This is a genomic window from Desulfatitalea tepidiphila (assembly GCF_001293685.1).
In the GTDB taxonomy this organism is placed as follows: domain Bacteria; phylum Desulfobacterota; class Desulfobacteria; order Desulfobacterales; family Desulfosarcinaceae; genus Desulfatitalea; species Desulfatitalea tepidiphila.
Map to the genome: position 1 here is coordinate 154513 of NZ_BCAG01000001.1, position 22140 is coordinate 176652.

Annotated in this window: 19 protein-coding genes; 9 read left to right on the forward strand and 10 right to left on the reverse strand. The window is 57.9% G+C overall.

Features of this window, described 5'->3' with window-relative positions; all coding sequences use genetic code 11:
* Positions 1-8: 8 nt before the first annotated feature.
* A complete protein-coding gene (locus DFT_RS00670) occupies positions 9-662 on the forward strand; it encodes a pilus assembly protein PilP (protein WP_054029324.1) in 654 nt (217 codons plus the stop codon).
* 1 nt (position 663) lies between these two features.
* The gene (locus DFT_RS00675) at positions 664-3042 is read left to right on the forward strand and encodes a type IV pilus secretin PilQ (RefSeq protein WP_054029325.1); all 2379 of its coding nucleotides are present in this window, start codon (positions 664-666) and stop codon (positions 3040-3042) included.
* Between the two features lie 249 nt (positions 3043-3291).
* Here the strand turns inward: DFT_RS00675 and DFT_RS00680 are convergent, their stop codons facing one another.
* The 4 genes from DFT_RS00680 to serS all read right to left on the reverse strand — a co-directional run bounded on the left by DFT_RS00680 (position 3292) and on the right by serS (position 8798).
* Positions 3292-4050 carry a tetratricopeptide repeat protein gene (locus DFT_RS00680; protein ID WP_054029326.1) on the reverse strand — a complete coding sequence of 253 codons (759 nt, stop codon included), beginning with the start codon at positions 4048-4050 and terminating at the stop codon, positions 3292-3294.
* Between the two features lie 145 nt (positions 4051-4195).
* Positions 4196-6013, reverse strand: a complete 1818-nt coding sequence (locus tag DFT_RS00685) for a LysM peptidoglycan-binding domain-containing protein (protein ID WP_083453241.1) — start codon at positions 6011-6013, stop codon at positions 4196-4198.
* On the reverse strand, positions 6010-7527 hold the full coding sequence (gene thrC / locus DFT_RS00690; RefSeq protein ID WP_054029328.1) for a threonine synthase: 1518 nt from the start codon (positions 7525-7527) through the stop codon (positions 6010-6012). The genes DFT_RS00685 and thrC overlap by 4 nt, the downstream gene beginning before the upstream one ends.
* Positions 7524-8798: a serine--tRNA ligase gene (serS, locus tag DFT_RS00695; RefSeq protein WP_054029329.1), complete on the reverse strand. Its 1275-nt coding sequence runs from the start codon at positions 8796-8798 to the stop codon at positions 7524-7526. The genes thrC and serS overlap by 4 nt, the downstream gene beginning before the upstream one ends.
* 223 nt (positions 8799-9021) lie before the next feature.
* Between serS and DFT_RS00700 the strand changes: the two genes are divergently transcribed.
* The 3 genes from DFT_RS00700 (at position 9022) to DFT_RS00710 (ending at position 10958) form a co-directional block, all read left to right on the forward strand.
* The gene (locus DFT_RS00700) at positions 9022-9609 is read left to right on the forward strand and encodes a 5-formyltetrahydrofolate cyclo-ligase (protein ID WP_054029330.1); all 588 of its coding nucleotides are present in this window, start codon (positions 9022-9024) and stop codon (positions 9607-9609) included.
* 122 nt (positions 9610-9731) lie between these two features.
* The gene (locus DFT_RS00705; RefSeq protein ID WP_054029331.1) at positions 9732-10376 is read left to right on the forward strand and encodes a protein-L-isoaspartate(D-aspartate) O-methyltransferase; all 645 of its coding nucleotides are present in this window, start codon (positions 9732-9734) and stop codon (positions 10374-10376) included.
* A complete protein-coding gene (locus DFT_RS00710; RefSeq protein WP_054029332.1) occupies positions 10377-10958 on the forward strand; it encodes a YqaA family protein in 582 nt (193 codons plus the stop codon).
* 12 nt (positions 10959-10970) lie between these two features.
* On the opposite strand, the gene DFT_RS00715 is transcribed toward DFT_RS00710, so the two are convergent.
* The 5 genes from DFT_RS00715 to DFT_RS00735 form a co-directional block, all read right to left on the reverse strand.
* The gene (locus DFT_RS00715; protein WP_054029333.1) at positions 10971-12389 is read right to left on the reverse strand and encodes a YihY/virulence factor BrkB family protein; all 1419 of its coding nucleotides are present in this window, start codon (positions 12387-12389) and stop codon (positions 10971-10973) included.
* Between the two features lie 18 nt (positions 12390-12407).
* Positions 12408-13745 carry an isocitrate lyase gene (gene aceA / locus DFT_RS00720; RefSeq protein ID WP_054029334.1) on the reverse strand — a complete coding sequence of 446 codons (1338 nt, stop codon included), beginning with the start codon at positions 13743-13745 and terminating at the stop codon, positions 12408-12410.
* 17 nt (positions 13746-13762) lie between these two features.
* Entirely contained in the window at positions 13763-15361 is a 1599-nt protein-coding gene (gene aceB, locus DFT_RS00725; RefSeq protein ID WP_054029335.1) for a malate synthase A, read from the reverse strand.
* A 265-nt stretch (positions 15362-15626) separates the two neighbouring features.
* Positions 15627-17390 carry a bifunctional isocitrate dehydrogenase kinase/phosphatase gene (gene aceK, locus DFT_RS00730; RefSeq protein ID WP_054029336.1) on the reverse strand — a complete coding sequence of 588 codons (1764 nt, stop codon included), beginning with the start codon at positions 17388-17390 and terminating at the stop codon, positions 15627-15629.
* 23 nt (positions 17391-17413) lie between these two features.
* Positions 17414-17635, reverse strand: coding sequence for a hypothetical protein (locus tag DFT_RS00735; protein ID WP_054029337.1), 222 nt, complete (start codon positions 17633-17635; stop codon positions 17414-17416).
* Positions 17636-17831: 196 nt separating this feature from the next.
* Here DFT_RS00735 and DFT_RS00740 point away from each other — a divergent pair, with 196 nt between their 5' ends.
* From DFT_RS00740 to DFT_RS00750, 3 genes are all read left to right on the forward strand, one after another.
* Positions 17832-18110 carry a hypothetical protein gene (locus tag DFT_RS00740; RefSeq protein WP_054029338.1) on the forward strand — a complete coding sequence of 93 codons (279 nt, stop codon included), beginning with the start codon at positions 17832-17834 and terminating at the stop codon, positions 18108-18110.
* A gap of 153 nt (positions 18111-18263) precedes the next feature.
* The gene (locus tag DFT_RS00745) at positions 18264-19640 is read left to right on the forward strand and encodes a TrpB-like pyridoxal phosphate-dependent enzyme (protein WP_054029339.1); all 1377 of its coding nucleotides are present in this window, start codon (positions 18264-18266) and stop codon (positions 19638-19640) included.
* An 80-nt stretch (positions 19641-19720) separates the two neighbouring features.
* On the forward strand, positions 19721-19981 hold the full coding sequence (locus DFT_RS00750) for a hypothetical protein (RefSeq protein WP_054029340.1): 261 nt from the start codon (positions 19721-19723) through the stop codon (positions 19979-19981).
* A gap of 14 nt (positions 19982-19995) precedes the next feature.
* Here DFT_RS00750 and DFT_RS00755 read toward each other — a convergent pair whose 3' ends face one another.
* Entirely contained in the window at positions 19996-20535 is a 540-nt protein-coding gene (locus DFT_RS00755; RefSeq protein ID WP_152971814.1) for a DOMON-like domain-containing protein, read from the reverse strand.
* A 476-nt stretch (positions 20536-21011) separates the two neighbouring features.
* Between DFT_RS00755 and DFT_RS00765 the strand changes: the two genes are divergently transcribed.
* A complete protein-coding gene (locus tag DFT_RS00765) occupies positions 21012-22094 on the forward strand; it encodes a 3-isopropylmalate dehydrogenase (RefSeq protein WP_054030037.1) in 1083 nt (360 codons plus the stop codon).
* The last annotated feature ends 46 nt before the right edge of the window (positions 22095-22140 follow it).

A 22140-nucleotide genomic window follows, 5' to 3' on the forward strand; every position in this document is an offset into this window, starting at 1 on the left:
CGGCGAATATGAAGAGGCAACTGATGGTACTGCTGTTCAGGTGGGGAGCGATCTTGATGCTGATCAGCCTGCTCGGATGCGGCGAGAAGGCGCCTCCAGCCCCCCAGCCCAAAGCCACGAGCAAGAAGATTTCGGTGAAGCCGACACCGGTTCCGGCCCCGGTCTCATCCGGTCCGCAGACCGACGTGTCTCCCCAGGCGCAACCTTCGGCTCCCGATGTCGCGCCGGTTGCGGCCCCCTCTGCCGAAACTTCCGAGTTGATCCAGGCGGCTATGCAAATCGCAGGCAGTTACAATCCCGATGGGCGTTTCGATCCTTTCGAACCGCTTTTCAAGGAACAGCCCGATCTTCAGGAAACACCCAAGGCGACGGGCAAGCGAGAAAAGCGTACACCCCAAACGCCTCTGGAGCGCGTGGCACTCAGCCAGCTCAAGGTGACGGCCATCATCCGATCACCCAGCGGAAACCGTGCCCTGGTGGAAGACGCCACCGGCAAGGGCTATGTGGTCAAAAAGGGCACCTATGTCGGATTGAATGCGGGGCAGGTGGTCGATATCGACAAGGACCGCATCGTGATCGAGGAAGAGGTCGAGAACGTGATGGGAGAGCTAAGGATCGAAAATTCGGAGTTGAAACTTCAGAAACCTGCTGGAGAGTTTTAATATGACAACGAAAATTGCAAGAATCGCGGCCCTGATTGTATTCACCCTCGGCATGGCGGTCATGTTCTTCGGATGCGCGTCCCAGCCTGGCCCCGAGGCGGCTGCGGCACCCGAGGCATCGGCGCCTTTGACGGCCATATCATCGATTGCAGCCGTTGAGACAGATGAGGGCGTCCAGGTGACCATTACGGCCGACCGGCCCCTGACCTTTTCTTCCCTGAAGCAACCCGATCCCTTGGCCGTGGTGCTCTATTTTCCCGAGACCACCGCCGGGCAGGCCCAGATCAACCGGCCCAATTCGATCGATATGATCCCATTGATTTCGGCGCGCCAGGGCAATGGTCAGCGTACGGCGCGGGTCGAAATCCAGCTGGCCGGAGACGCCAGTTACACAGCGGTCCAGGAAGGCAATACGGTTCAGGTGCGCTTTGCCCGGTCGGCCGAAGCCGCCGGAGCCAAGGCCGATGCTGCACCGGCTGTGGCGACCGCCGCTGCTTCGGCAGAGCCCCTCTCCCAAGAGACGGCAGCCCGCACATCGTCCGCCCAACCGATCGTCAAGAGCAGCAGTAAAGCGCCTGCTTCCGGGGCCTGGGTCAACAAGATCGATTTTCTCAGCGAGGCCGAGGGAAAGTCCACCCTGGTGGTCGGCACCACTCATGCCGTGGACTACCGCCTCGAAAAGGTCGGCCCGCGGCAGCTCCAGATCCGGCTGCTCAACACGCGCATTCCCTCCTATCGGCAGCGGCCCCTGATCACCACCCGTTTTACCAGCGCCGTGGACCGGATTATGCCCACACAATCGTCCCAAGCGAAAAACGAATCCATCGTCTCCATCGAGCTGCGCGAAGCGGTACCCTACGTGGCAGAGCAGGCCGACAACCTGTTGATGGTCCATTTCGAATCGTCCAGCGTGCCGCCCAAGCCGCTCGAACAGGCCAATCTGCCGGATTGGAAGCGTGTGCTCAGCGATGCTGAAACCCAGCCGTTGCCCAGCAGCGAGGGCGCACTGGCCCCCATACCGGCGCCAGTCACCGCCGGCGCCCCAAACCGTGCCGCCATGCCAGATGCAACACCTGAAATGATGAGCGTGGCAGACAAGGCGCAAGCCGATGACGCCGAGCTTCAATCCATGCTCGGCTATCAACGCAAGGTGTTCACCGGGGAAAAAATCGCCCTGGACTTTTACGAAACCGATATCAAAAATGTCTTCCGCATCCTGCGGGAGGTGAGCGGCAAGAACTTTGCCATCGACAAGGATGTCACGGGTAAGGTGACCATGACCCTGGACAAACCGGTGCCCTGGGATCAGGTGCTCGACCTGGTGCTCCGCATGAACCAGTTGGGCATGGCCAAGGAGGGAGACATCGTTCGTATTGCTACCCTGGAAACGCTCAAGGCCGAGGAAGACCTGCGAAAAGCCAAGTTAGAAGCCTACCGTAAGGCGCGCGAGGAGGTCAAGGCGCTGGAGCCGCTGATCACCAAGTACATCCCGGTTAGCTATTCGAATGCCGCCGGCGAGATTCAACCGCATATCAAGAATATTTTGACTAAGGATCGCGGCAGCGTCAGCGTGGACGCGAAAAACAACCAGATCATCATCACCGATACGGCGGAAATCGTGCGGCAGGCCCAGGAGATTGTGCGCCGCATCGACAAGGTGACCGCCCAGGTGGTGATCGAAGCGCGTGTGGTCGAAGTGAGCGATACCTTTTCGAGGGAGCTGGGCATTACCTGGGATCTCGCATTTGGTCCGGACAGCCTTGGGAGTTGGGAATTCGGTACCGATGCAAGCATGAATTTCCCATCCGAGGGTAATAATGATATCGGCATCAGTTTCTCTCGCCTGACCGGCGTGCCGTTTGTCATCAATGCGCGTCTCAATGCCCTTGAAACCATGGGAGAAGGACGAATTCTCTCGTCACCTAAAATCCTGACTCTGGATAACAAGAAGGCCAAGATCAAACAGGGCGTCGAGTATCCCTACCTGGAACGCGACTCTTCCGGTGGGTCCTCTGTAAAATTCAAGAATATCGACTTGCTGCTCGAAGTGACGCCGCATGTCACTCCTGACAATCGCATTTCGATGAGCATCTATATCACCAAAAACGATGTGGCTGGCATCACCGCGGGTGTCCCCTCGGTTTCCACCAACGAAGCCGAGACCGAGCTACTGGTCAATGACGGTGATACCATTGTGATCGGTGGAATCATAAAGTCTTCGGAAAACAAGGGGCAAAACAGTTTCCCAGGCTTGGGTAGAATCCCCTTGCTGGGATGGCTTTTCAAGAATACAACCCGGAGTACACAAAGTAACGAACTGTTAATTTTCATGACCCCGAGGATCGTAACGTTGGAGCAAGCGACGGCGTTGAATCCGTAAGGAAGGCTGTTAAAGTATAAGCACTCTGAATCGATAGGCTGAGAGAGTGCTGAAAAGAATAGGCCTACAAGGCCCGAAATGAAGAGGGAGATACGCCACCATTTATAATTGTTGGTGTATTCCTCAGAAAATTGCAGGGACAAAAAACGTTTCCACGCTATCAGCATGGGAACGTTTTTTGTCCCTGCCTTGGATTCTATACAGAGCTTATTTCATTTTTGATTGTGCCCTAAACCCTGTTAGGGACAATTATCGCCCGATTCCCAACCGTTGTTTTGCCTTCAGAGTCAATTCACTTTCTGGCGATGATAAAGAAATCACCGTCTCATACGAGGCACGAGCCTGCTCGATCTGACCGGTCAGAAGATAAGCTTCCCCCAGATGAAAATGAATCTCTGGGACATTGGGTGCCAGCTGGACGGCCTGTTCCAGGTAACGCAGGGCCAGGCGCCCCTGGTTCATGGCCAGGTAGGTACGGCCGGTGCCAAATAGGGCGTTGACCAGGTCGGGTTGCAGCTTGAGCGCTTCCTTGTAGTACTGTAACGATGTCGGGTAGTCGCCTTTCCGGTAGTAGGCCAGTCCCAAATTGGAGAGCGGAAACTGGGGCGTGGCGTAGAGGGCGTCTTTGGTGATTTCCTTGAAGGTTTCGATGGCCCGGTCCCACTCCTCAACAGTCAGGTAAGCAACCCCCAGGTTGTTACGGGCCGGGGTGTAACTCGGCTTCAGGGCCACGGCCTTCTGAAAGTGGCTGATGGCATCTGGCATGCGCTTTTTGGCCATGTAGCACAATCCCATGCTGTTGTGCACGAAAGGGTCTTCGGGGTTCAGCGATTCGGCCTTGGTGAGTTCGCGCAGAGCCGATGTGTAATCGCCCTGTCGCATATAGGCTTCGCCGATCTCTCGTGTGGCGGAGGCCAGGGCTTCATCGTGTTGGGTTTGCTGTCCGCCACAGGACCATAACAGGCCGGTGAGCAACAAGGTCGATAGGATCAGGCTAAATTGCTTCATTGTCGGCCTGCTGGGTTTAAAGGGCTGCCGAGTTTTGCGAGAAGTGGAACGTATGAACGTATGAACGTATGAAAGTGAAGGTATTCTGTCGATGTTTATCATGATGACTCCGTATGGCGTGTCGAAGATTGCGAAACGGCTTGGGCTACCATGTGATCACTGCGATGCCCTCGGCGCTGATCAGGTCGGTCACGGCTGAATGCAGGTCCGCGGCCGAGAGCAGGGCGCGGTTGGCCTGGGCGTCCGTATATAGAATACCCTGAACCGTGACCAAGGTGTTGTACTCGGACGAGCGCCGAGCGGCCGGCAGGGTCGGGTTTTCAGTGTAGGAAAACCCCAGACCATCCAATATCTTGCGGACCATGGCCGTGAAGGTGTCGTCGGCGCTGATTTGAACCACCTGCATGCCCGATGCGCCGATGGCTTTGACCGCGTCCCCGTAAAGATCGCCGAAATCCACCAGGATCTCTTTTCCGCCGGGTGCCGTAACCAGATTGGCATAGGCCTGGATCTGGATGCCGGCATAGGGGAAGGTGACGGCCACATCGGGCGCGTAGGTAAATCCGAGCGCCCGGCAGAGACGCTGGGCAAAATCCTTCTGGCCGGTCGGGGCGATGGCGAGAATGTTTTTCACGAGGTGCCGTTGACCAACGGCAGCCGGGTCGGCCGTGACAGCCTGGCCACCGGGGAACACCTCTTTGAGTTCGATGCCGTTCTGGGCGAGGTAGCGGCGAATGGATTCCGGGGTCTGCTCTTCCGGTCCGGCGATGGGCGTGATGCAGAGCCATCGCTGATCGGCCAGCGTTTTGACCCACTTGGCGTGAACCGTCACCTGCACCCCCGCGGCGGTGAAGCCAACCTCGCTCCGGGTCTGATCCTCTGCCCCGCCAATGGCGTCGAAGATGGCGGCGACAATCTCTTCCACCGACGCCTGCTCATCGTAGGTGACCACTTTGCCTTCCGGCCAGTTGGGTTTGAGGGTTTCCGGGTCGATGCCCATAATGCGGCCGTCTCGCGTGAAGAGCATCTTTTGCTCGGGAAGCGTCAGCATGGGGTGTTGGGAAAGGTCGACTTCAAAGTCGTCGCCAGTAGGCCGTGGGATGAAATAAGTGCCCTTCTCGTTGAGTTGACCGCCGACCGTGGCGGCCGCTTGGGCCAGGGCGCCGGGTGGCGCTTCGGGATCGGACGTCGGCAACCCGCTGGTGGGCAATGGCCGGCCCGCTGCTCCTGCGGCCCCGGCAGTGCCCATGTCGATGGTCTCGCGCAGGTTGCCTTCCGCGTCGTACATGGCGGCGTACCACTCTTTTTCGCGGATGGCCGGGTCGGGCATGTAGACATTCTGCCCCGCATAAATCCTATCGAGGTTTTCGATTTGTGGATTGGCGGCCTGGAACAGCTTGACGCCCTCCTGGTAGGCGCGGCTGCCAAAGCGGCCGTAGTATTTGGCAATCAACTGGGAAACCGTGTCACCACGCTGCACGGTGTAAGGCATGGCGTTTTGCAGCACGGCCTCGGTCACCTTGGCCAGGGTGACGAAAGGGATGGTGACCACGCCGCTGGCCTGGCCGGACAAGGTGCCGTGCTCGAGTTTGCGCAACGGGATATCGACGGCCTGGCCCGGCCGGAGAAGATTGATGTCGGTGACATGGGGGTTGAGACGCTGAAAAATGCCTAAAAAATCCCGAAAATCTGCGTGGGCGATCTCTCCTTTTTGACGGAAGATTTTGAGAATCCAGTCGTTTTTCTGGACCACGTACGGTTCACAGAGGATATCCCATCCGCGGTCGTAGCGCACGATGTAGTTTTTGTAGATCATGCTGCTGGCGTCGGCCGGGCGGCCTGCCCCGCTCAGCGGCAACAACAAGGCCAGTGGCAACAACAAAACCAGCGGCAACAGCCGCCGAACCAGCCGGTGATCTCCGAGAGCGATATCCGTAGTGGATTTGGTTTTAAGCGTCATCATCCTTTGCGCGCATGTTTGGGGCTCAGGTTTAAATCATCGGCGATGGCCTCTGTCACTGCTTTGACGAAAAGGTCGAATGCCGGCCCGGCGAGCGGTTTGCCCGGGGCAGGGAATTGATCCAGGTGGTCGGGGTGAAGGTAGACCGGTGCATTGATCAGCCTGGGATCGGGGGTCACCTCGAATTCCGGGGGCATGGCATTTTCGAAGTACATATCCTGAAAGCCGCTGAATTTCAGGGCATGTGCCGTGGAATCGACCACGGCCACCGTGGAACGGTCCACCAGACCGCGATCCACGGCCTGTTTGAGCCCGGCCAGACTTTCACCACCGTGGGTACAGGCGATGTGGCCGTTTTTGTTGGCCCGCAGGTGCCAATCCATGATCTCCTGCTCACTGACCTGGATGAAATGAATGCGTTGGCGACCGGCCATCTCGTTGTAGCTGTCGACCAGTCGGATGACGCGCGGCATGGAGACCGGGTTGCCGATCATGGCCGCCTGGGCGACCGATGGCCGAACGGTCTGGGCCTTGAAACACCGCTTATCGACGTCGGGTTCCCGGTAGTATTGATAGACCGGGTCGGCGTGGGCCGACTGCACACCGACGATCAGGGGCAGGTCGGAAATCAGGCCGATCTGATAGAATTTGATGAAACCGCTCATCACGGCGGTGATGTTGCCGGCGTTGCCGATGGGTACCACGACGACCTTGTCGGCCATGTCGTATTCGAAGGCCTGGGCGATTTCGTAAGAGTAAGATTCCTGGCCGAGTATCCGCCAGGCATTTTTCGAGTTGAGCAGGGCCACTTCGTACTGTTCGGACAGGGCTTCGACCACCTTCATGCAGTCGTCGAACACCCCCGGAATTTCGTAGACCCGTGCGCCGCTGCCCAGGGGCTGGGAGAGCTGCTGGGGGGTCACCTTTTTGTGCGGCAGCAACACCGCAGATTTGATATGGGGGCGCAAATAGGCGGCATACAGTGCCGCCGCCGCCGAGGTGTCGCCGGTAGAGGCGCATACCGCCAGGATATCCGTTGCCTGGCCGCTTTGAATCAGAAAGTTGATGTAGCTCAGGGCGCTGGCCATGCCGCGATCCTTGAAGGAGCCGCTGGGGTTCTGGCCGTCGTTTTTATAGAAGAAGCGCATCCCCACGCACGCCTGGAGGTGAGCGTTGGCCTCTACCACGGGCGTATGCCCTTCACCGAGGTAGACGACCGCGTCCAAAGGGATCACCGGTCCGATGAATTCGTGGTAGCGGTAAATTCCTTTGAGGGCCGGCAGGGTGAGCATGGCGCGGTAGTCGAACAGCTGACGCCATCGCTCCGGTGGTATGGTCTTGAGACGATGGAACTGGTCGTCGTAGAGCAGCAGGACGCGCCCGCATTCGGGGCAGGTATAGAGCAGCTGGTCGATTCCGAATTCGCTATTGCACCCCAGACAGCGATAAATCAAACGTCCCGACGGCTTGGGAATCAGGAGGTCGCGGATCTGCTCGGGAAACTGTTCCGGCATCATGGCGCGATCTTCTCCTTTCCCCCCATGTAGGGCCGCAGGGCTTCGGGAATCACCACCGATCCATCAGCCTGCTGATAGTTTTCGAGAACGGCGGCCACCGTGCGTCCCACGGCCAGGCCGGACCCGTTGAGGGTGTGAACCAGCTGGGTCCCTTTCTGGCCTTTACGTTTGAAACGGATATTGGCCCGCCGTGCCTGAAACGCCTCGAAATTGCTGCAAGAAGAGATCTCGCGGTACATGTTCTGAGCCGGCATCCACACCTCTATATCATAGGTTTTGGCCGCAGAGAAGCCCAGGTCCCCAGTGCACAGCGTCACCACCCGGTAGGGCAGGCCCAGGCGTTGCAGGATCGTTTCGGCGTTCTGCAGCAGGCGCTCCAGCTCCTCATAGGAGTGCTCCGGTTCGACGAATTTGACGAGCTCCACCTTGTTGAATTGGTGCTGCCGGATCAGTCCGCGTGTATCCTTGCCATACGAACCCGCTTCGGAACGGAAGCAGGGGGTGTAGGCCGTGTAATAGACGGGCAGCTGTTCCTCGGTCAGGATCTCACCCTGGTGAATATTGGTCACCGGCACTTCGGCGGTGGGAATGAGGAAGTAGTCCCAGTTTTCCAGTTTGAACAGGTCTTGTTCGAACTTGGGCAATTGGCCGGTGTGGGTCATGGACTGGCGGTTGACGATGAACGGCGGCAGCACTTCGGTATAACCGTGTTCATTGGTGTGGATATCCAGCATGAAGTTGATCAGGGCGCGTTCCAGGTGAGCCCCGGCACCCAGATAGAGGGGGAATCGCGCCCCGGCGATTCTGGCGGCACGGGCGAAATCCAGGATCCCCATCTGTTCGCCGATGTCCCAGTGCCCCTTGGCCTGGAAGTCGAACTCGGGCGGTCTACCCACGGTTTTGATGACCGGATTGTCCTTTTCGTCACGACCCACCGGGACCGATGGGTCGGGGATATTGGGGATGCCGAGTAGAATGTCGCCAAGGATCTGCTCTTGGGCGGTGAGTTCTGTTTCCAGCTGTTTGATGCGGTCTCCCACCGATCGCATGTCAGCCATCTGCGCATCGGCCGCCTGGCCGTTTTTTTTCAATCGGGCGATCTGCTCGGAGGCCACATTTCGCTGGTGACGCAACTGCTCGATCTCGTTCAACACGGCGGATCGTTGCGCATCGGCGCGGTTGAATGCCTCCCAATCAGCGGTACCGCCTCGATTTTCGACCGCTTTTTGAACAGTTGGCAAATTTTGTCGCACGAACTTGATTTCTAACATGGGAGCCCCTATATTAGGCGAAATTTTTTTGCTGATAACCGGATCTTATGCGGAAAAAGATGGCCTCGGTCTTGCCAGCCAACGAGGAAGACGAGGCCAAACGTGAACAATGGCTCAGAATATACTGTAGGCATATGATTTAGTCAATGATCATTATGAGTTGACCTTGTCCGAGGTTGCCGCAAACGGTCTTTTTTTCACACCCAGTTTACCGGAGAACGCAATGGAGGAAATTCGAGAGAAGAAGCAGGACATCCGCAACGAAGTGGCACGCAAGATCTCCGCTTTGTCTGCCGATGAGGTGACCCAGCGCACCCGCGCAATAGAGAACCGGTTGTTTGAATTCGCTAATTTTTTAGAGTCCCGTATCGTTCTGTTGTACACCCCTGCCCCGAACGAAGTAGATACGCTGGAAATCATTCGAAGAAGCTACCTGTACGGCAAGATCATCGTGTTGCCCGCATTCGATCCCAATTCGCGCAGCATGCGCCTGTTCAAGGTCGACGATTTGAACCGGGACCTGGCTCAAGGCACACGGGGCAATCTGGAGCCCAACCCCAAAAGATGCAAGTCGGTGCCCATCGATTGCCTGGATATCGCCATCATTCCCGGCGTGGCCATGGACGAAAAGGGAGGTCGCGTCGGACAGGGCAATGGCTATTACGACCGGTTGATTCCGGACCTGCCCATTACCACCCGCAAGGTGGGGTTGGTCTATGAACTGCAGATTGTCTCGTCGGTTCCTCTGGAAAGCCACGATAAGCATGTGGATATCGTCATTACCGAAGATCGGGTAATTTACAAGATCTAACCGGGAGGATCTATTCGGGTAAAAACCAAGGAGATTGAACAGTTGCGGGGTCCTGGGGCCTCAATATGCGCTTGACCGTGTGCCGATGCTCTGATAGACGGTGGCCGGGAGTGGAAACGCCGATGAAGTTTGATCGTTTACGCAACGACATGGTCGAGAAGCAGATCGAGGCCCGGGGTATCACGGACCCCAACGTGTTGGCGGCCATGCGCAAAGTGCCGCGACATCTCTTCGTCAGTGAAGCCCTGATGGATCAGGCCTATAGCGATTTTCCCCTGCCCATCGGCGAGCAGCAGACCATCTCCCAGCCCTACATCGTGGCCGAAATGACCCAGGCCCTCCAGCTGACCAAGGACGATCGCGTTCTTGAGATCGGCACCGGATCGGGATACCAGGCGGCGATTCTGGCCCAGATCGCCTTTCGGGTCTACACCATCGAACGCATTCACAGCCTCTATGTCAAGGCGCGCAAGCTTTTCGACCAACTCGGATACCATAACATTGTCACCCGTTATTCCGACGGTACATCGGGATGGCGGGACGAGAGTCCTTTCGATGCGATCATCGTGACGGCCGGGGCGCCTGAAATCCCCGCCGTCCTGGTCAACCAGTTGGCGGTTGGCGGCCGAATGGTGATTCCCGTGGGCAACCAGTACAGCCAGGATCTGGTCCGGCTGGTTCGCGATGAGAGAGGAATCCACCAAGTCAATCTCGGCGGCTGCCGTTTTGTCAAGTTGATTGGGGAGCACGGCTGGAGAGAGCCATAGATGTTGCGACGGCTGTACGACTGGGTGCTTCATTGGGCCGAGACACCTTACAGCACATGGGCCCTTTTTTTTCTCTCCCTGGCCGAGGCCTCGTTTTTCCCAATCCCCCCGGATGTGCTTCTTATCGCTCTGGCCGTGGCCAAGCCCGCCAAGGCATTCCGCTATGCATGGGTGTGCGCGTTGGGATCGCTCATTGGCGGCTGTATCGGATACGCCATCGGCTATGGCTTCATGACCGGCATCGGCCAGCGCATCGTGGAGCTTTACGGCTTTGCCGACAAGGTCGACTATATCGGTGATCTATACCGGCGTTACAACGCGTGGGCCGTGGGCATTGCCGGGTTCACACCGATTCCCTACAAAGTGTTTACCATCGCGGCCGGGATGTTCCGGATCGACTTCGCCGTTTTTGTGCTGGCCTCGCTGGTTTCCCGTTCGGCGCGTTTTTTTCTGGTCGCCGGCTTGATTTACAAATTCGGTCCCGGCATCCAGAGGGTGATCGATCGCTATTTCGACCTCATGGCGGTCACCTTCGTGGTGTTGCTGGTCCTCGGTTTTGTCGGGATCAAATACATCTTTTAGCCCGCAAACCCCTCAGAGATCCTTGACCAGGCGATTGGCCGGTGCCTTCCGGATGTCATGTTCCAGTTTGTCCAACACGTCCATCATGCGTTCAACCCCATGCCCGACTGGCGCCCTCCGCTCCTCCGGGGCTGCGTCGCCCATGGGCAACAGGACATCGGCCACCGTTATGCCATGAATATCCCGGGCCGGTTGATAGCCGATCTCTTCCGCCGTTTCCATTTCGACCGCGGAAACGATGTTGCTTTGGACCAATTGATCGATCAATAGCGCGACCAGTCCGGAGGGCCACGCGAGACGCTCCGCAATTTCCCGGATGGGAAGAGGCGGGCCGCCGTTTTCAAAATTGGAAACGATCAACCGCAGTACCGTCAGGGTATGCGATTTTCGCGTGCGTAAATTCATTTCCTGGAAATCGACCTGCATGGCATACGCATCCACATGCTGATGGGCATAGGCGAATTGCGCACCCATGAGCACGATCATCCAACTGAAATACATCCAGATGAGGAAAAAGGGCAGCGCGGCGAAGCTGCCGTAAATGGCGTTATAGTTGGACAGAAACACCTGGAGGTGGATATAGGCCCATTGGGTGATTTGAAACAGCGTACCGGCGAAGATACCGGCCAGCAGGGCCGAGGAAAACCGAACGCGCGTGTTGGGCAGAACGATATAAATGAGAATGAACAGGAGCCAGGTCAATGCGAAGGGCAGCCATCTGAGCATCAGAAAGATCACCGGGCTGGCCATTTTGAGCAGGGCCAACCGGCCGGTGATGGCCTCGACCTGGGCCATGATGAAGAGGTTGATGCTGCTCGAAAGGATGACCAGCAGCGGGCCGATGACCAGGATGGCCAGATAGTCGGTAAATTTGCGGACGAACGAGCGGGATTGGACCTTCCAGATGTCGTTGAGCGTGTCCTCGATGTGGTTGAGGACCTTGACGGCCGACCAGAACAGCACCACCACCCCGATACCGGCGATCAATCCGCCCTGTGTATTGGCCAACAGCGAGCGGGCAAACGTGATAATTTTGTCCACGACCACTTCCTGGCCGGCCAAATGCTGATAAAACATCTTTTCCAGGCGTTGTTCCAGGCCAAACCCCTTGGCGATGCCAAAGGCCATGGCGGCCACCGGAACGACGGCCAGCAGGCTGTAGAACGTCAGGGCCGACGCCCGCAAGGCGCAGTCGTCGCGTACGTAGCCTTGAACGGTCAACAGCAGGACCCGCATGGGTTTGAGCAAGAGGGCCCTGACCGTGGGGAGATCGCTCTTGTCCAGACGCCAGATTTCGGTTTCGAGGAACCGGATGATGCGGGTTTTGGCCTTTTTCATTGCGATATCGATGTTCGCCTGGCCGGCGGAGAACCGCACGGCGCAGGCGAGAAAGGCGGTGCACAGAACAACACCGAGGATCTTTACGCCCATGGTGGGCGCGCCGAGAAGCTAGAACTGGGCCTCTTCGGTGGATCCTTTCAGGGCCGAAACCGAAGATAGGCCTTCGGTGATGCTGTTGAGCACACGGTCGAAATAGCCGGTGCCCACGAATTTCTGGTGGGTGGTGGCCATGTAGCCGTCCTCTTTGCCATGGGCGAACTCCGCCTGCTGAAAACGGGCGTATGCGGCCATGCCTTCGGTTTTGTAGCTGTGGGCCAGGTCGAACATGCCCAGGTTCAGGGTATGGAAGCCGGCCAGGGTCACGAACTGGAATTTGTAGCCCATTTCGGCCAATTCATTTTGAAAATTGGCGATAACCTTGTCGTCCAGGTGCGCCTTCCAGTTGAAAGAGGGCGAGCAGTTGTAGGCCAGGAGCTTGCCGGGAAATTTGGCATGAATGCCTTCGGCGAAGCGCCGGGCCTCAATGATGTCGGGTTTCTGGGTCTCGCACCAGATGATGTCGGCATAGGGGGCGTAGGCCAGACCGCGGGCAATGGCCAGGTCGATGCCGGCGTTGATATAGTAAAACCCCTCGGAGGATCGCGGTTGATCGAGCAGAAACGGCTTGTCCCGTTCGTCGATGTCGCTGGTCAGCAGACGGGCGGCCTCGGCGTCGGTGCGGGCGATGAGCACGGTGGGCACGCCGCAGATGTCCGCTGCCAGACGAGCGGCGATCAGCTTGGTGATGAACTCCTGGGCCGGCACAAGTACCTTGCCGCCCATGTGACCGCATTTTTTGGCCGAAGCCAGTTGATCTTCGAAGTGAACTCCGGCGGCGCCGGCCTCGATCATGTCACGCATCAGTTCGAACGCATTGAGCGGCCCGCCGAAGCCGGCCTCCGCATCGGCCACGATGGGGGCGTACCAATAGGGACCGTTTTTGCGGCCGTCGAGCACCTGGATCTGATCGGCGCGCCGAAGGGCGTTGTTGATTTTGCGCACCACGGACGGCACGCTGTTGGCCGGGTAGAGGCTTTGGTCGGGATACATCTGGCCGGCCAGATTGTTGTCGGCCGCCACCTGCCAACCGCTCAGGTAGATGGCCTTCAAACCGGCCTCGACCTGCTGAACCGCCTGGTTCCCGGTCAGGGCGCCCAGGGCCGGGATATACTTTTCCGTGTGCAGCAGTTGCCAGAGTCGCTGAGCACCGGCGTCGGCCAGGGTGTTTTCGATCTTCAGGGTGCCGCGCAATTTCAATACGTCTTCGGCGCTATAGGGCCGGACGATGCCCGTCCAACGGGGATCGTTTTCCCATACATATTCCAGTGCGGAAATCTCGTCGGGAAATATTTCATGGCAAGAGAGCCGATCGCAAAGGGCCTGGGCTTTTTCAGCGATGGTTTGCATAAACGAACTCCTTTCCTCTATTCGAGACGTTCATAGGCTTTCAAGGTTAAAAACTCTTCAAAGGACGGGTTTGCGATAATCTCTTCAAACAGGCCCCTTGCCTGTTCATAGGGGATCTCCTTGAATTGGCGTTCGCCGACCTCTTTGCGGATGTTGGCGAGTTCTTCTTGCATGAGTTGGCGCACCAGGGCCAGGGTCACCTTGCGGCCATCGTCCAGAATACCCTCGGGGTGATGAATCCATTGCCATACCTGGGCGCGTGCGATCTCGGCGGTGGCGGCATCTTCCATGAGGTTGTACAGCGGCACGCAGCCATTGCCGTGGAGCCAGTGGGCCATATACTGAATCCCCACCGAGATGTTGTTTCGTAAACCGTTTTCCGTGATCTGGCCTTTGGGCACCTTGAGCAGATCCTGAGCAGTAACGGTGACATCATCGCGTAGCCGATCGACCTGATTGGCCGTGGGCATGGCTTTGTCGAACTCTTCTCTGGCGATGGCCACCAGGCCGGGATGGGCCACCCAGGTGCCGTCATGGCCATCGCTGGCTTCGCGCACCTTGTCTTCGCGCACCTTGGCCAATGCGATCGCGTTGGCCTCGGGATCGTCCTTGATGGGGATCTGGGCCGCCATGCCGCCCATGGCGTGGGCGCCGCGGCGGTGGCAGGTCTGGATCACCCGCAGGGCGTACGAGCGCATACAGTGACGGGTCATGGTGATGAGCGACCGGTCCGGGAAGATGTAACCCGGGACATTGCGAAACCGTTTGATGAAGCTGAAGATATAGTCCCAGCGGCCGCAATTGAGCGCCACGATGTGGTCGCGCAGTTCGTAGAGAATTTCTTCGGTCTCGAAGGCGGCCAGGATGGTCTCGATGAGCACCGTGACTTTGATGGTGCCCGGTGCGATCCCCAGCACCTGCTGGGCCTGTACAAAAATATCGTTCCACAGGCGGGCTTCCAGGTGGCTTTCGAGTTTGGGCAGGTAGAAATAGGGGCCTGTGCCGCGAGCCAGGAGTTTTTTTGCGTTGTGGTAGAAGTAGAGTCCGAAGTCGAATATCGAACCGGAAATGGCCTGGCCGTCCACGCGCACATGTTTTTCTTCCAGGTGCCATCCCCTGGGCCGCACCAGCAATACGGCGGTTTTGGGATTCAGCGCGTAGTGCTTTCCTTCGGGGCTGGTCAGTGAAATGGTGCCTTCCACCGCATCGCGCAGATTGATCTGCCCCTCTATGGTGCCCTGCCAGGTAGGCGCATGGGAATCTTCGAAGTCGGCCATGTAGGCCGATGCGCCTGAATTGAGGGCGTTGATGATCATTTTGCGGTCGACCGGCCCGGTGATTTCCACCCTGCGGTCCTGGAGATCGGCGGGTACTGAACCGATTTTCCAGTCGCTCTCCCGAATTTTCCTGGTCTCGTGCAGAAAGTCGGGCAGTTGTCCGACGTCGATCCTGCGTTGGCGCTCCTGGCGTTCGGCCAGCAGCTCGATGCGCCGGCCGTTGAAACGGCGGTGCAGGTCGGCGACGAAGCGCAAGGCATCTTGGGTCAATATGTCGTCGAATTGGGGCTGCATGGGCCCCGCTATTTCGATGCCGTCAAATGAGCTGGGTACGGTCATGGTAGGCCTCCGGAAGGTCCTGTCGGGTTAAGGCCGCCGGGTGGCGGCCTGAGTCCAGATGGTGCATTCAAAGGCGGAACGATGGCTAACGATCGCCGTGAAGGTCAGTCGATTGGCATGCGGTGGGCATGCGGTGGGCGGAAAAGCCCCACGGATTGCAGTGGCATTCAGATAGTTACCAACCCGGCGATGGAACTATAATAAGCGATGGCTTCTGGATGTCAACCAGGCTGTTTTTCACCCGGGGATCCTAACTGAATGCTCCTTATGGGATCCGGTCCGGTTGGGACAGGTGGCCGGGCCGCAACCGTTGCGCTTGATTGTAGGGCAGGATCGGGGTCAGCGCACCGGAGCGGATCTGCTCCTGGCTCTCGATCCAGAATTCGGGGGTCAATAGATCGGCGTGGTGTTTCATGAAGATGTCCCGCAGATCCGCGGGCATGGCCAGGAAACGGGCGAATTCCTCGGGAAACACGTCGTTTTCCGCCACCATGTACCACGGTTCGGCAGCCATTTCGTCTTCGTACGCCCGGGCCTGGGGCAGCCAACGGAAATGGCAGTCGGTCAGCGGGCACAATTCGTCGTAGTCGTAAAAAATGACCCGTCCCAACTGGGTGACCCCGAAATTTTTAAGCAGCATATCCCCTGGAAACACATTGATGTGCGCCAGGTCCTTGATCGCCCGGCCATAATCGATGACGGCCGCCTTGGCATCGGCGGCATCGGCTTGTTTGAGATAGACGTCCAGGGGAATGAGACGTCTTTCCACGTAGACATGGTGCAGGACGACCCGGTTGCCGTCGACGGTGGCGGTGCGCCGGGCACCGGTTTCAATTTCATTCAACAAATCCGGGGTAAAGCAGCAATCCTCGATTTCCAGGTTTTCGAAGGTCTGCACATCGATCAGGCGTCCGGCCCGGTCGTGCCTGAAAACATAGTCGTACTTTTCCATCACCTGCTGCGGGGTGGCGTGCTTGGGAGAGGCGAAGCGGTCTCGGATCAGTTTGTAGATCAGGTTGTCCTGGGGCATGTTGAAGGCGATCATGACCATGCCCCGCTGTCCGGGGGAAAATTGGAAGCGATCCAGGCCGCAGACCTCCCGGTGGGCGATCAGGTCCCGGTACAGTTCGGTCTTGCCGTGCTTGTTGTATCCCAGTCCGATATAGAGTTCGGCGATGCGCTTGGTGGGCATCAGTTCTTTTAAAAAGCGCACCAACTCGCCGGGACATGCGGTTTGAACATGAAAATAGGTGTGACTGAAGCTGAACAGGACCCGAACTTCTTCGGTTCTGAGCAACAGGGCATCCACGTAAAGCCCGTCGGGACCGTTGCCTAACGCGAAAACCAGCGGCATCTGAACATTCGCCATACGCATGCGGCCGATCAGGTAGGCCCCCATCTCCCGGTAAAACGGGGAGGCAACCATGTCGATGCGCAGGGTCGTTCGCCAATGACCTCCGCCAATGGACTTGAGGCGAAGATTGATGCGTTCGGCGCACAGGCGGGCATCGGTCGCAACATCCGCAAAAGGCGTGCACAGTCTGAAACGGTCGATCAGGCCCTTGATGGTCTCATCGGTCACCTTGGAAACCTCCAGAGAGAACATCAGGGGGGCATGATCGGGCGGGGTGTCGGGCGAGGGTTGAGGGGCAATGAATTCAAGATCCGGATCGATGCCGACCGTTTGCAGGATCCGGCGGTTGACCGAGTTGTAGAAGGTGCAGGCCAGTTCGGCGTCATGACGATGATGCGCCCGTTCCTGGAAGTATTGCTTTATCTTCCGCCATACGGCAGGATTCTGGACCTGCGGGCCTGACAAATCGATGAGTTTTCGAGACGTGTCTACCACCACCTTGGTGTACAAATCGAGTCGCCGAGCCGTATCCTGGCGCATGCCGAGCCAGTCGCGCCGCTCGAAACGGACCGCGGCGCGTTGGGAGATATACGAAAATGCACGTGTGTACTTCCCATAACCATTCCACACCAGATCGGATGCTTGGGCGACCTGCGCTTGTCTGTCGGGATGCATTCGAATTGACCTGCCTTTTCTGGCTAGCCGATGGCCGCCGGTCTGCAGAGCAACTCTGCATCGGTGGCGATTCTTCCGCAACCGTCGCACACATATTTCATAGCGGATAATTTGGATTTGCACACATGGATCGGATCAGTATCCGGTGCGCCGCAAAAACGGCACCGCTGCCTGTCGTTGCAGGGGTTGCACAAATGTCCGGGCACCTTGGCGACGGCGCCGCAACGTTTGCATGTATAGCTCATGGCACACTCCTTTCGCCCATGCCGTATCAGGTCATTTGGAATATGCGACGCGTGTTGGTTCACACGTACCCTCCGGTCATGGAGCCCTGGTAGTTTGATTTAATTTAATTTTATATTATAGGTGTCTAAAAAGTGATCGCAAGGGGGGCCGGCGCTTTGGCGTCGGGCTCCGGTAAACCATAAAAGGATACGAATCATGAGTTCTAAAGAGAAGATGCAACCCTTGGAAAAGCTCGAAGCCTTCGAATCCTATGCGGACTTCCTGCGCTATGTGGAGGCGCGATTCGATTTGCGACCAGGTGAACCGGAGGCTTTATACAGCGTCCTGGTCAAGCTTCAGAACGTCGGTGCGGATCCGCTCAAGGCCATGGAGGATTGCATTTACAAGATGGCCAAGCACGATTGCCACGATATGCTGCGTTTTATGATGCACGTGGAGAACATGGATCTTGCAAAGTTGAAGGAGGATCCATGAGACGAGAGACCCCTCTGGAAACGGCTTCGGACGATCCAAATTTACCTTGACACCCGGCTGCTTTTCATTGTTTTTAGGGTTGCGCGAAAAAAATCGCCATGAACATCATCGGCCCGAAATAACGCCCTTACCGACGACCAAGGAGGCTGTTTAATGAAAGCGAAAAGCGTCATCCTGCCCGCAAACGAGATTCCCCGCCAATGGTACAATATCCTCGCCGACATCAAGATGAATCCACCTCTGGGACCGGATGGCAAACCCATTCAGCCCGACGCCCTGGCACCGGTGTTCCCCATGAATCTCATCGAGCAGGAGGTCAGCACCGAGCGTTGGATCGACATACCCGAACCGGTGCTCGATGTGCTCTCCATCTGGCGGCCGGGCGCCCTGACCCGCGCCGACCGTTTCGAGAAGGCGCTCGGAACGCCGGCCCGGATCTATTTCAAATATGAAGGCGCCAGCCCTCCGGGCAGCCACAAGCCCAACACGGCGGTTCCCCAGGCCTATTATAATAAGGTGTTCGGCATCGAACGCATGACCACCGAGACGGGTGCCGGCCAATGGGGCAGCGCGTTGGCTTTTGCCTGCTCTCAATTCGGACTGGCCTGCAAGGTCTTCATGGTGCGCATCAGCTTCGATCAAAAACCCTACCGCAAGGCCATGATGGAGACCTGGGGCGGAGAGTGCGTGGCCAGCCCCAGCAACGAAACCAAAGCCGGCCAGGAGGCCTTGGCCAAGGACCCCAATACGCCGGGCAGCCTGGGCATTGCCATCAGCGAGGCCATCGAGCAGGCGGTCGGCGATTCCACCGGCAAGACCCGCTACTCGTTGGGCAGCGTGCTCAACCATGTCATGCTTCACCAGACCATCATCGGCCTGGAGGCCAAAAAACAGCTCGCCATGATCGGCGAGTACCCGGACATCATTATCGGATGCGCCGGCGGCGGCAGCAACTTTGCCGGACTGGCCTTTCCCTTTGTCCTGGACAAGATCAACGGCAAGCAGATCGAGATCCTCCCGGTCGAGCCCATGGCCTGCCCCACCCTGACCAAAGCACCGTTCGTATACGATCATGGCGACACGGCCCGTTATACCCCGCTTCTGCCCATGTACAGCCTGGGGCACGCCTTCGTACCGGCCCCCATCCATGCCGGAGGGTTACGCTATCATGGCATGGCGCCGACCGTCAGCCAGTTGGTCGATGAAGGTATCCTTACCCCCAAATCGGTGGTTCAAAGCGACTGCTTCAAAGCTGGCATCCTCTGGGCGCGCACCGAAGGGGTCATCCCGGCCCCCGAAACCACCAACGCCCTGGCCCAGGTGGTGATCGAGGCCAACAAGGCCAAGGAGGAGGGCAAGGAGAAGGTGATCGTTTTCAACTTCAGCGGCCATGGCCTGCTCGATCTGACCGGATATGAAAAATTTCTGCACGGGGACCTGAAGGATTTTGCCCTCAGCGAAGACGACCTGGGGAAATCCATGTCTGTCTTTGCCGGTTACCCCAAACCGCAGCATATCAAGAGTTTTTAACCTTCGAGAATCGCGAGGCGGCGGCCGGAGCGTAAGGGCGCGCGCCCTGATGCCGGCCGCCGCTGTGAAAGTGCCGTCCCATGCTCTACGACGAAAAAGAGAGGCGCTGCCCGCGATTGGGCAGCGTGGTGTCCTTCCGATTTTGTCGCACCAGCGAAAACGGCCGGCCCTGCTTCAAGGTGCTCGACTGCTGGTGGGAATCTTTCGATGTAACGGCCTATTTCAAGGCCTGCTTGAGCCCCGAGGCGTTCGATCGTCTCGCCCATCCGGCCCCGCCCAACAAAGTCGCCAGCCTCCTGGATGTGATTCGCCAGGCCCAGGCGCGCGTGGAGGAAAAATAGCCGATGGGGTCACCTTAAAGCTCGAGCCGAAAGCCCGCGGGATGGTGAAAGTCGGGTTTGTCCCCTCCATGGACCAGGGCCCAGTAGGATTTTTCCCCCGTCGCTGCTACGAGAACGGCGCTGAGGGCCAATCGGATCGGCCGGCCCTCGAGCTTCAGTTTTTTCAGATCAATATCCACGGTGAGCCGCATTGCCTTTCGCAGGGGCAACATCTCCATTGGAAACCCGTCAAATGCCGCTTCCGGATGCATCCCCTGTCGGTAGTCGTCGAAATGATAGACGTTCCAATGCCCTGCCGGTGAAAAGTTGAATTCCCAGTAGGCGGATGCGGTCTGCGCACCGATGAAACACTCGAAGCAGGTGTCCTCCCACAGCCCCTGCCTGCGCTCGGGATGGGTGACAACGGACGGCAGGCGCAGCCGGTGGATGGGGCCTGTGAGCTCGAAGGCGAGGCTCAACCTGTCGCCAATGCGTTCTACCAGGCCGGTCAGGGCGAAGGTTGCCGTATCCTGATCCGGCCGAAACTGTTGCAGCATAGCCCGCGCTTGTGGCATCGGTCCTCCTTTGGTTTTTTGGATTCTCTGAATATCCAGCAATTCTAATTGAATGTGATTCACCGTGAAGGGCGCGCCTTCCAAATGATTTTTGATAAAAAGACCGCACGGCAACGGACATGGCAGGCGTGGGTGGGGCAGGTGGCCAGGGCCACATACGCCTGCGGTCCTAGTGCCGGTTTAATGCAAACGGCGGACGAGCGGCCCAGACTGTTTGAGCGCAGCGAGTTTCTGGGCCGCCCGCCGTGCATTTTAACGGCATTCGACCGCTTGGCGTGTGGCATCGGCCACCTGTTCAATCCACGCCGGGTTTAATGAATAACGTTCAGTTAGGATCGCTGATGAATAACGTTCATTTTGTCACTCACGGTCCGCACGAATGCTTGACCCTGCGGCATGAATCCCATATATAGGCACGATTTATCAAAATCGAGGATCGACGCCAAGCCGCGATGGATCCGAACAGGGAGATCAAGATGGGAAAAACGTATCAGATAGCCGTCATCCCGGGAGATGGCACCGGTCCGGAAGTGGTGGATGAAGGCCGCAAAGCCTTGAAGGCCGCCGCGGCCAAATTTGACTTTAAACTGGAAATGACCGATTTCGACTATGGCGGTGAGCGTTACCTGCGTACCGGCGAGATACTGCCGGACAACGCCGCCGATGAGCTGCGCCGATTTGATGCGATCTATCTGGGGGCCATCGGCCATCCGGGCGTCAAACCGGGTATTTTGGAGAAGGGCATTCTGCTGCGGTTGCGCTTCGAGCTGGATCAATACATCAACTTGCGGCCGGTGCGCCTATATCCGGGAGTGGAAACACCGTTGAAGGGCAAAGGACCCGAGCACATCGACTATGCGGTGGTGCGCGAAAATTCGGGCGGTATCTACACCGGCACGGGCGGCATTTCGATGAAGGGCACCCCCCACGAGGTGGCCGTGCAAAGCATGGTCTACAACCGTTTTCAAGTGGAGCGCTGCCTGCGCTATGCCTTCGACTATACCCGTAAGTTCGGCAAGAAGGCGCGCGGCAAAGGCGACGCCAACACCCTGGCCCTGGTGGGCAAGACCAACGTGCTGACGTTTGTGTTCGATCTGTGGGAAAGGGCGTTTCATGAAATCGGGGAGCGGGATTACCCGGATGTCAAACGCGAATATTACCACGTGGATGCGACCTGCATGTACATGGTCAAGAGCCCGGAATGGTTCGACGTGCTGGTCACCTCCAACATGTTCGGGGATATCATCACCGATCTTGGTGCCGAGACCCAGGGCGGCATGGGCATCGCCGCCGGAGGCAACATCAATCCCGAAGGCGTGAGCATGTTCGAGCCCATCGGCGGGTCGGCCCCCAAGTACACGGGCATGAACATCATCAACCCTCTGGCGGCCATCTGTTCCAGTGCCATGATGCTGGAAACCCTCGGCGAGATCGATGCGGCCCGGGCCATCGAGGAGGCGGTCAAGGATGTGACGGCCAACAAGATCAAAAGCCTGGCGGCGGGGAAGATGGGTTTCAGCACCAGCGAAGTGGGAGACATGGTGGCCGAACGGGTATAGCTCGTCGGCAGCGTGAGATGATCGAAAAAAGGGCGGTCCCGCGACC

Coding starts and splice junctions, on each gene's coding strand:
- aceK (WP_054029336.1), bottom strand. CDS start 17,390: ATGCATCCCGACAGACAAGCGCAGGTCGCCCAAGCATCCGATCTGGTG.
- DFT_RS00765 (WP_054030037.1), top strand. CDS start 21,012: ATGGGAAAAACGTATCAGATAGCCGTCATCCCGGGAGATGGCACCGGT.
- DFT_RS00705 (WP_054029331.1), top strand. CDS start 9,732: ATGAAGTTTGATCGTTTACGCAACGACATGGTCGAGAAGCAGATCGAG.
- DFT_RS00680 (WP_054029326.1), bottom strand. CDS start 4,050: ATGAAGCAATTTAGCCTGATCCTATCGACCTTGTTGCTCACCGGCCTG.
- DFT_RS00745 (WP_054029339.1), top strand. CDS start 18,264: ATGAAAGCGAAAAGCGTCATCCTGCCCGCAAACGAGATTCCCCGCCAA.
- aceB (WP_054029335.1), bottom strand. CDS start 15,361: ATGACCGTACCCAGCTCATTTGACGGCATCGAAATAGCGGGGCCCATG.
- DFT_RS00675 (WP_054029325.1), top strand. CDS start 664: ATGACAACGAAAATTGCAAGAATCGCGGCCCTGATTGTATTCACCCTC.
- DFT_RS00715 (WP_054029333.1), bottom strand. CDS start 12,389: ATGGGCGTAAAGATCCTCGGTGTTGTTCTGTGCACCGCCTTTCTCGCC.
- DFT_RS00670 (WP_054029324.1), top strand. CDS start 9: ATGAAGAGGCAACTGATGGTACTGCTGTTCAGGTGGGGAGCGATCTTG.
- serS (WP_054029329.1), bottom strand. CDS start 8,798: ATGTTAGAAATCAAGTTCGTGCGACAAAATTTGCCAACTGTTCAAAAA.
- DFT_RS00735 (WP_054029337.1), bottom strand. CDS start 17,635: ATGAGCTATACATGCAAACGTTGCGGCGCCGTCGCCAAGGTGCCCGGA.
- DFT_RS00740 (WP_054029338.1), top strand. CDS start 17,832: ATGAGTTCTAAAGAGAAGATGCAACCCTTGGAAAAGCTCGAAGCCTTC.
- DFT_RS00710 (WP_054029332.1), top strand. CDS start 10,377: ATGTTGCGACGGCTGTACGACTGGGTGCTTCATTGGGCCGAGACACCT.
- DFT_RS00750 (WP_054029340.1), top strand. CDS start 19,721: ATGCTCTACGACGAAAAAGAGAGGCGCTGCCCGCGATTGGGCAGCGTG.
- aceA (WP_054029334.1), bottom strand. CDS start 13,745: ATGCAAACCATCGCTGAAAAAGCCCAGGCCCTTTGCGATCGGCTCTCT.
- DFT_RS00700 (WP_054029330.1), top strand. CDS start 9,022: ATGGAGGAAATTCGAGAGAAGAAGCAGGACATCCGCAACGAAGTGGCA.
- DFT_RS00755 (WP_152971814.1), bottom strand. CDS start 20,535: ATGCCACAAGCGCGGGCTATGCTGCAACAGTTTCGGCCGGATCAGGAT.
- DFT_RS00685 (WP_083453241.1), bottom strand. CDS start 6,013: ATGATGACGCTTAAAACCAAATCCACTACGGATATCGCTCTCGGAGAT.
- thrC (WP_054029328.1), bottom strand. CDS start 7,527: ATGATGCCGGAACAGTTTCCCGAGCAGATCCGCGACCTCCTGATTCCC.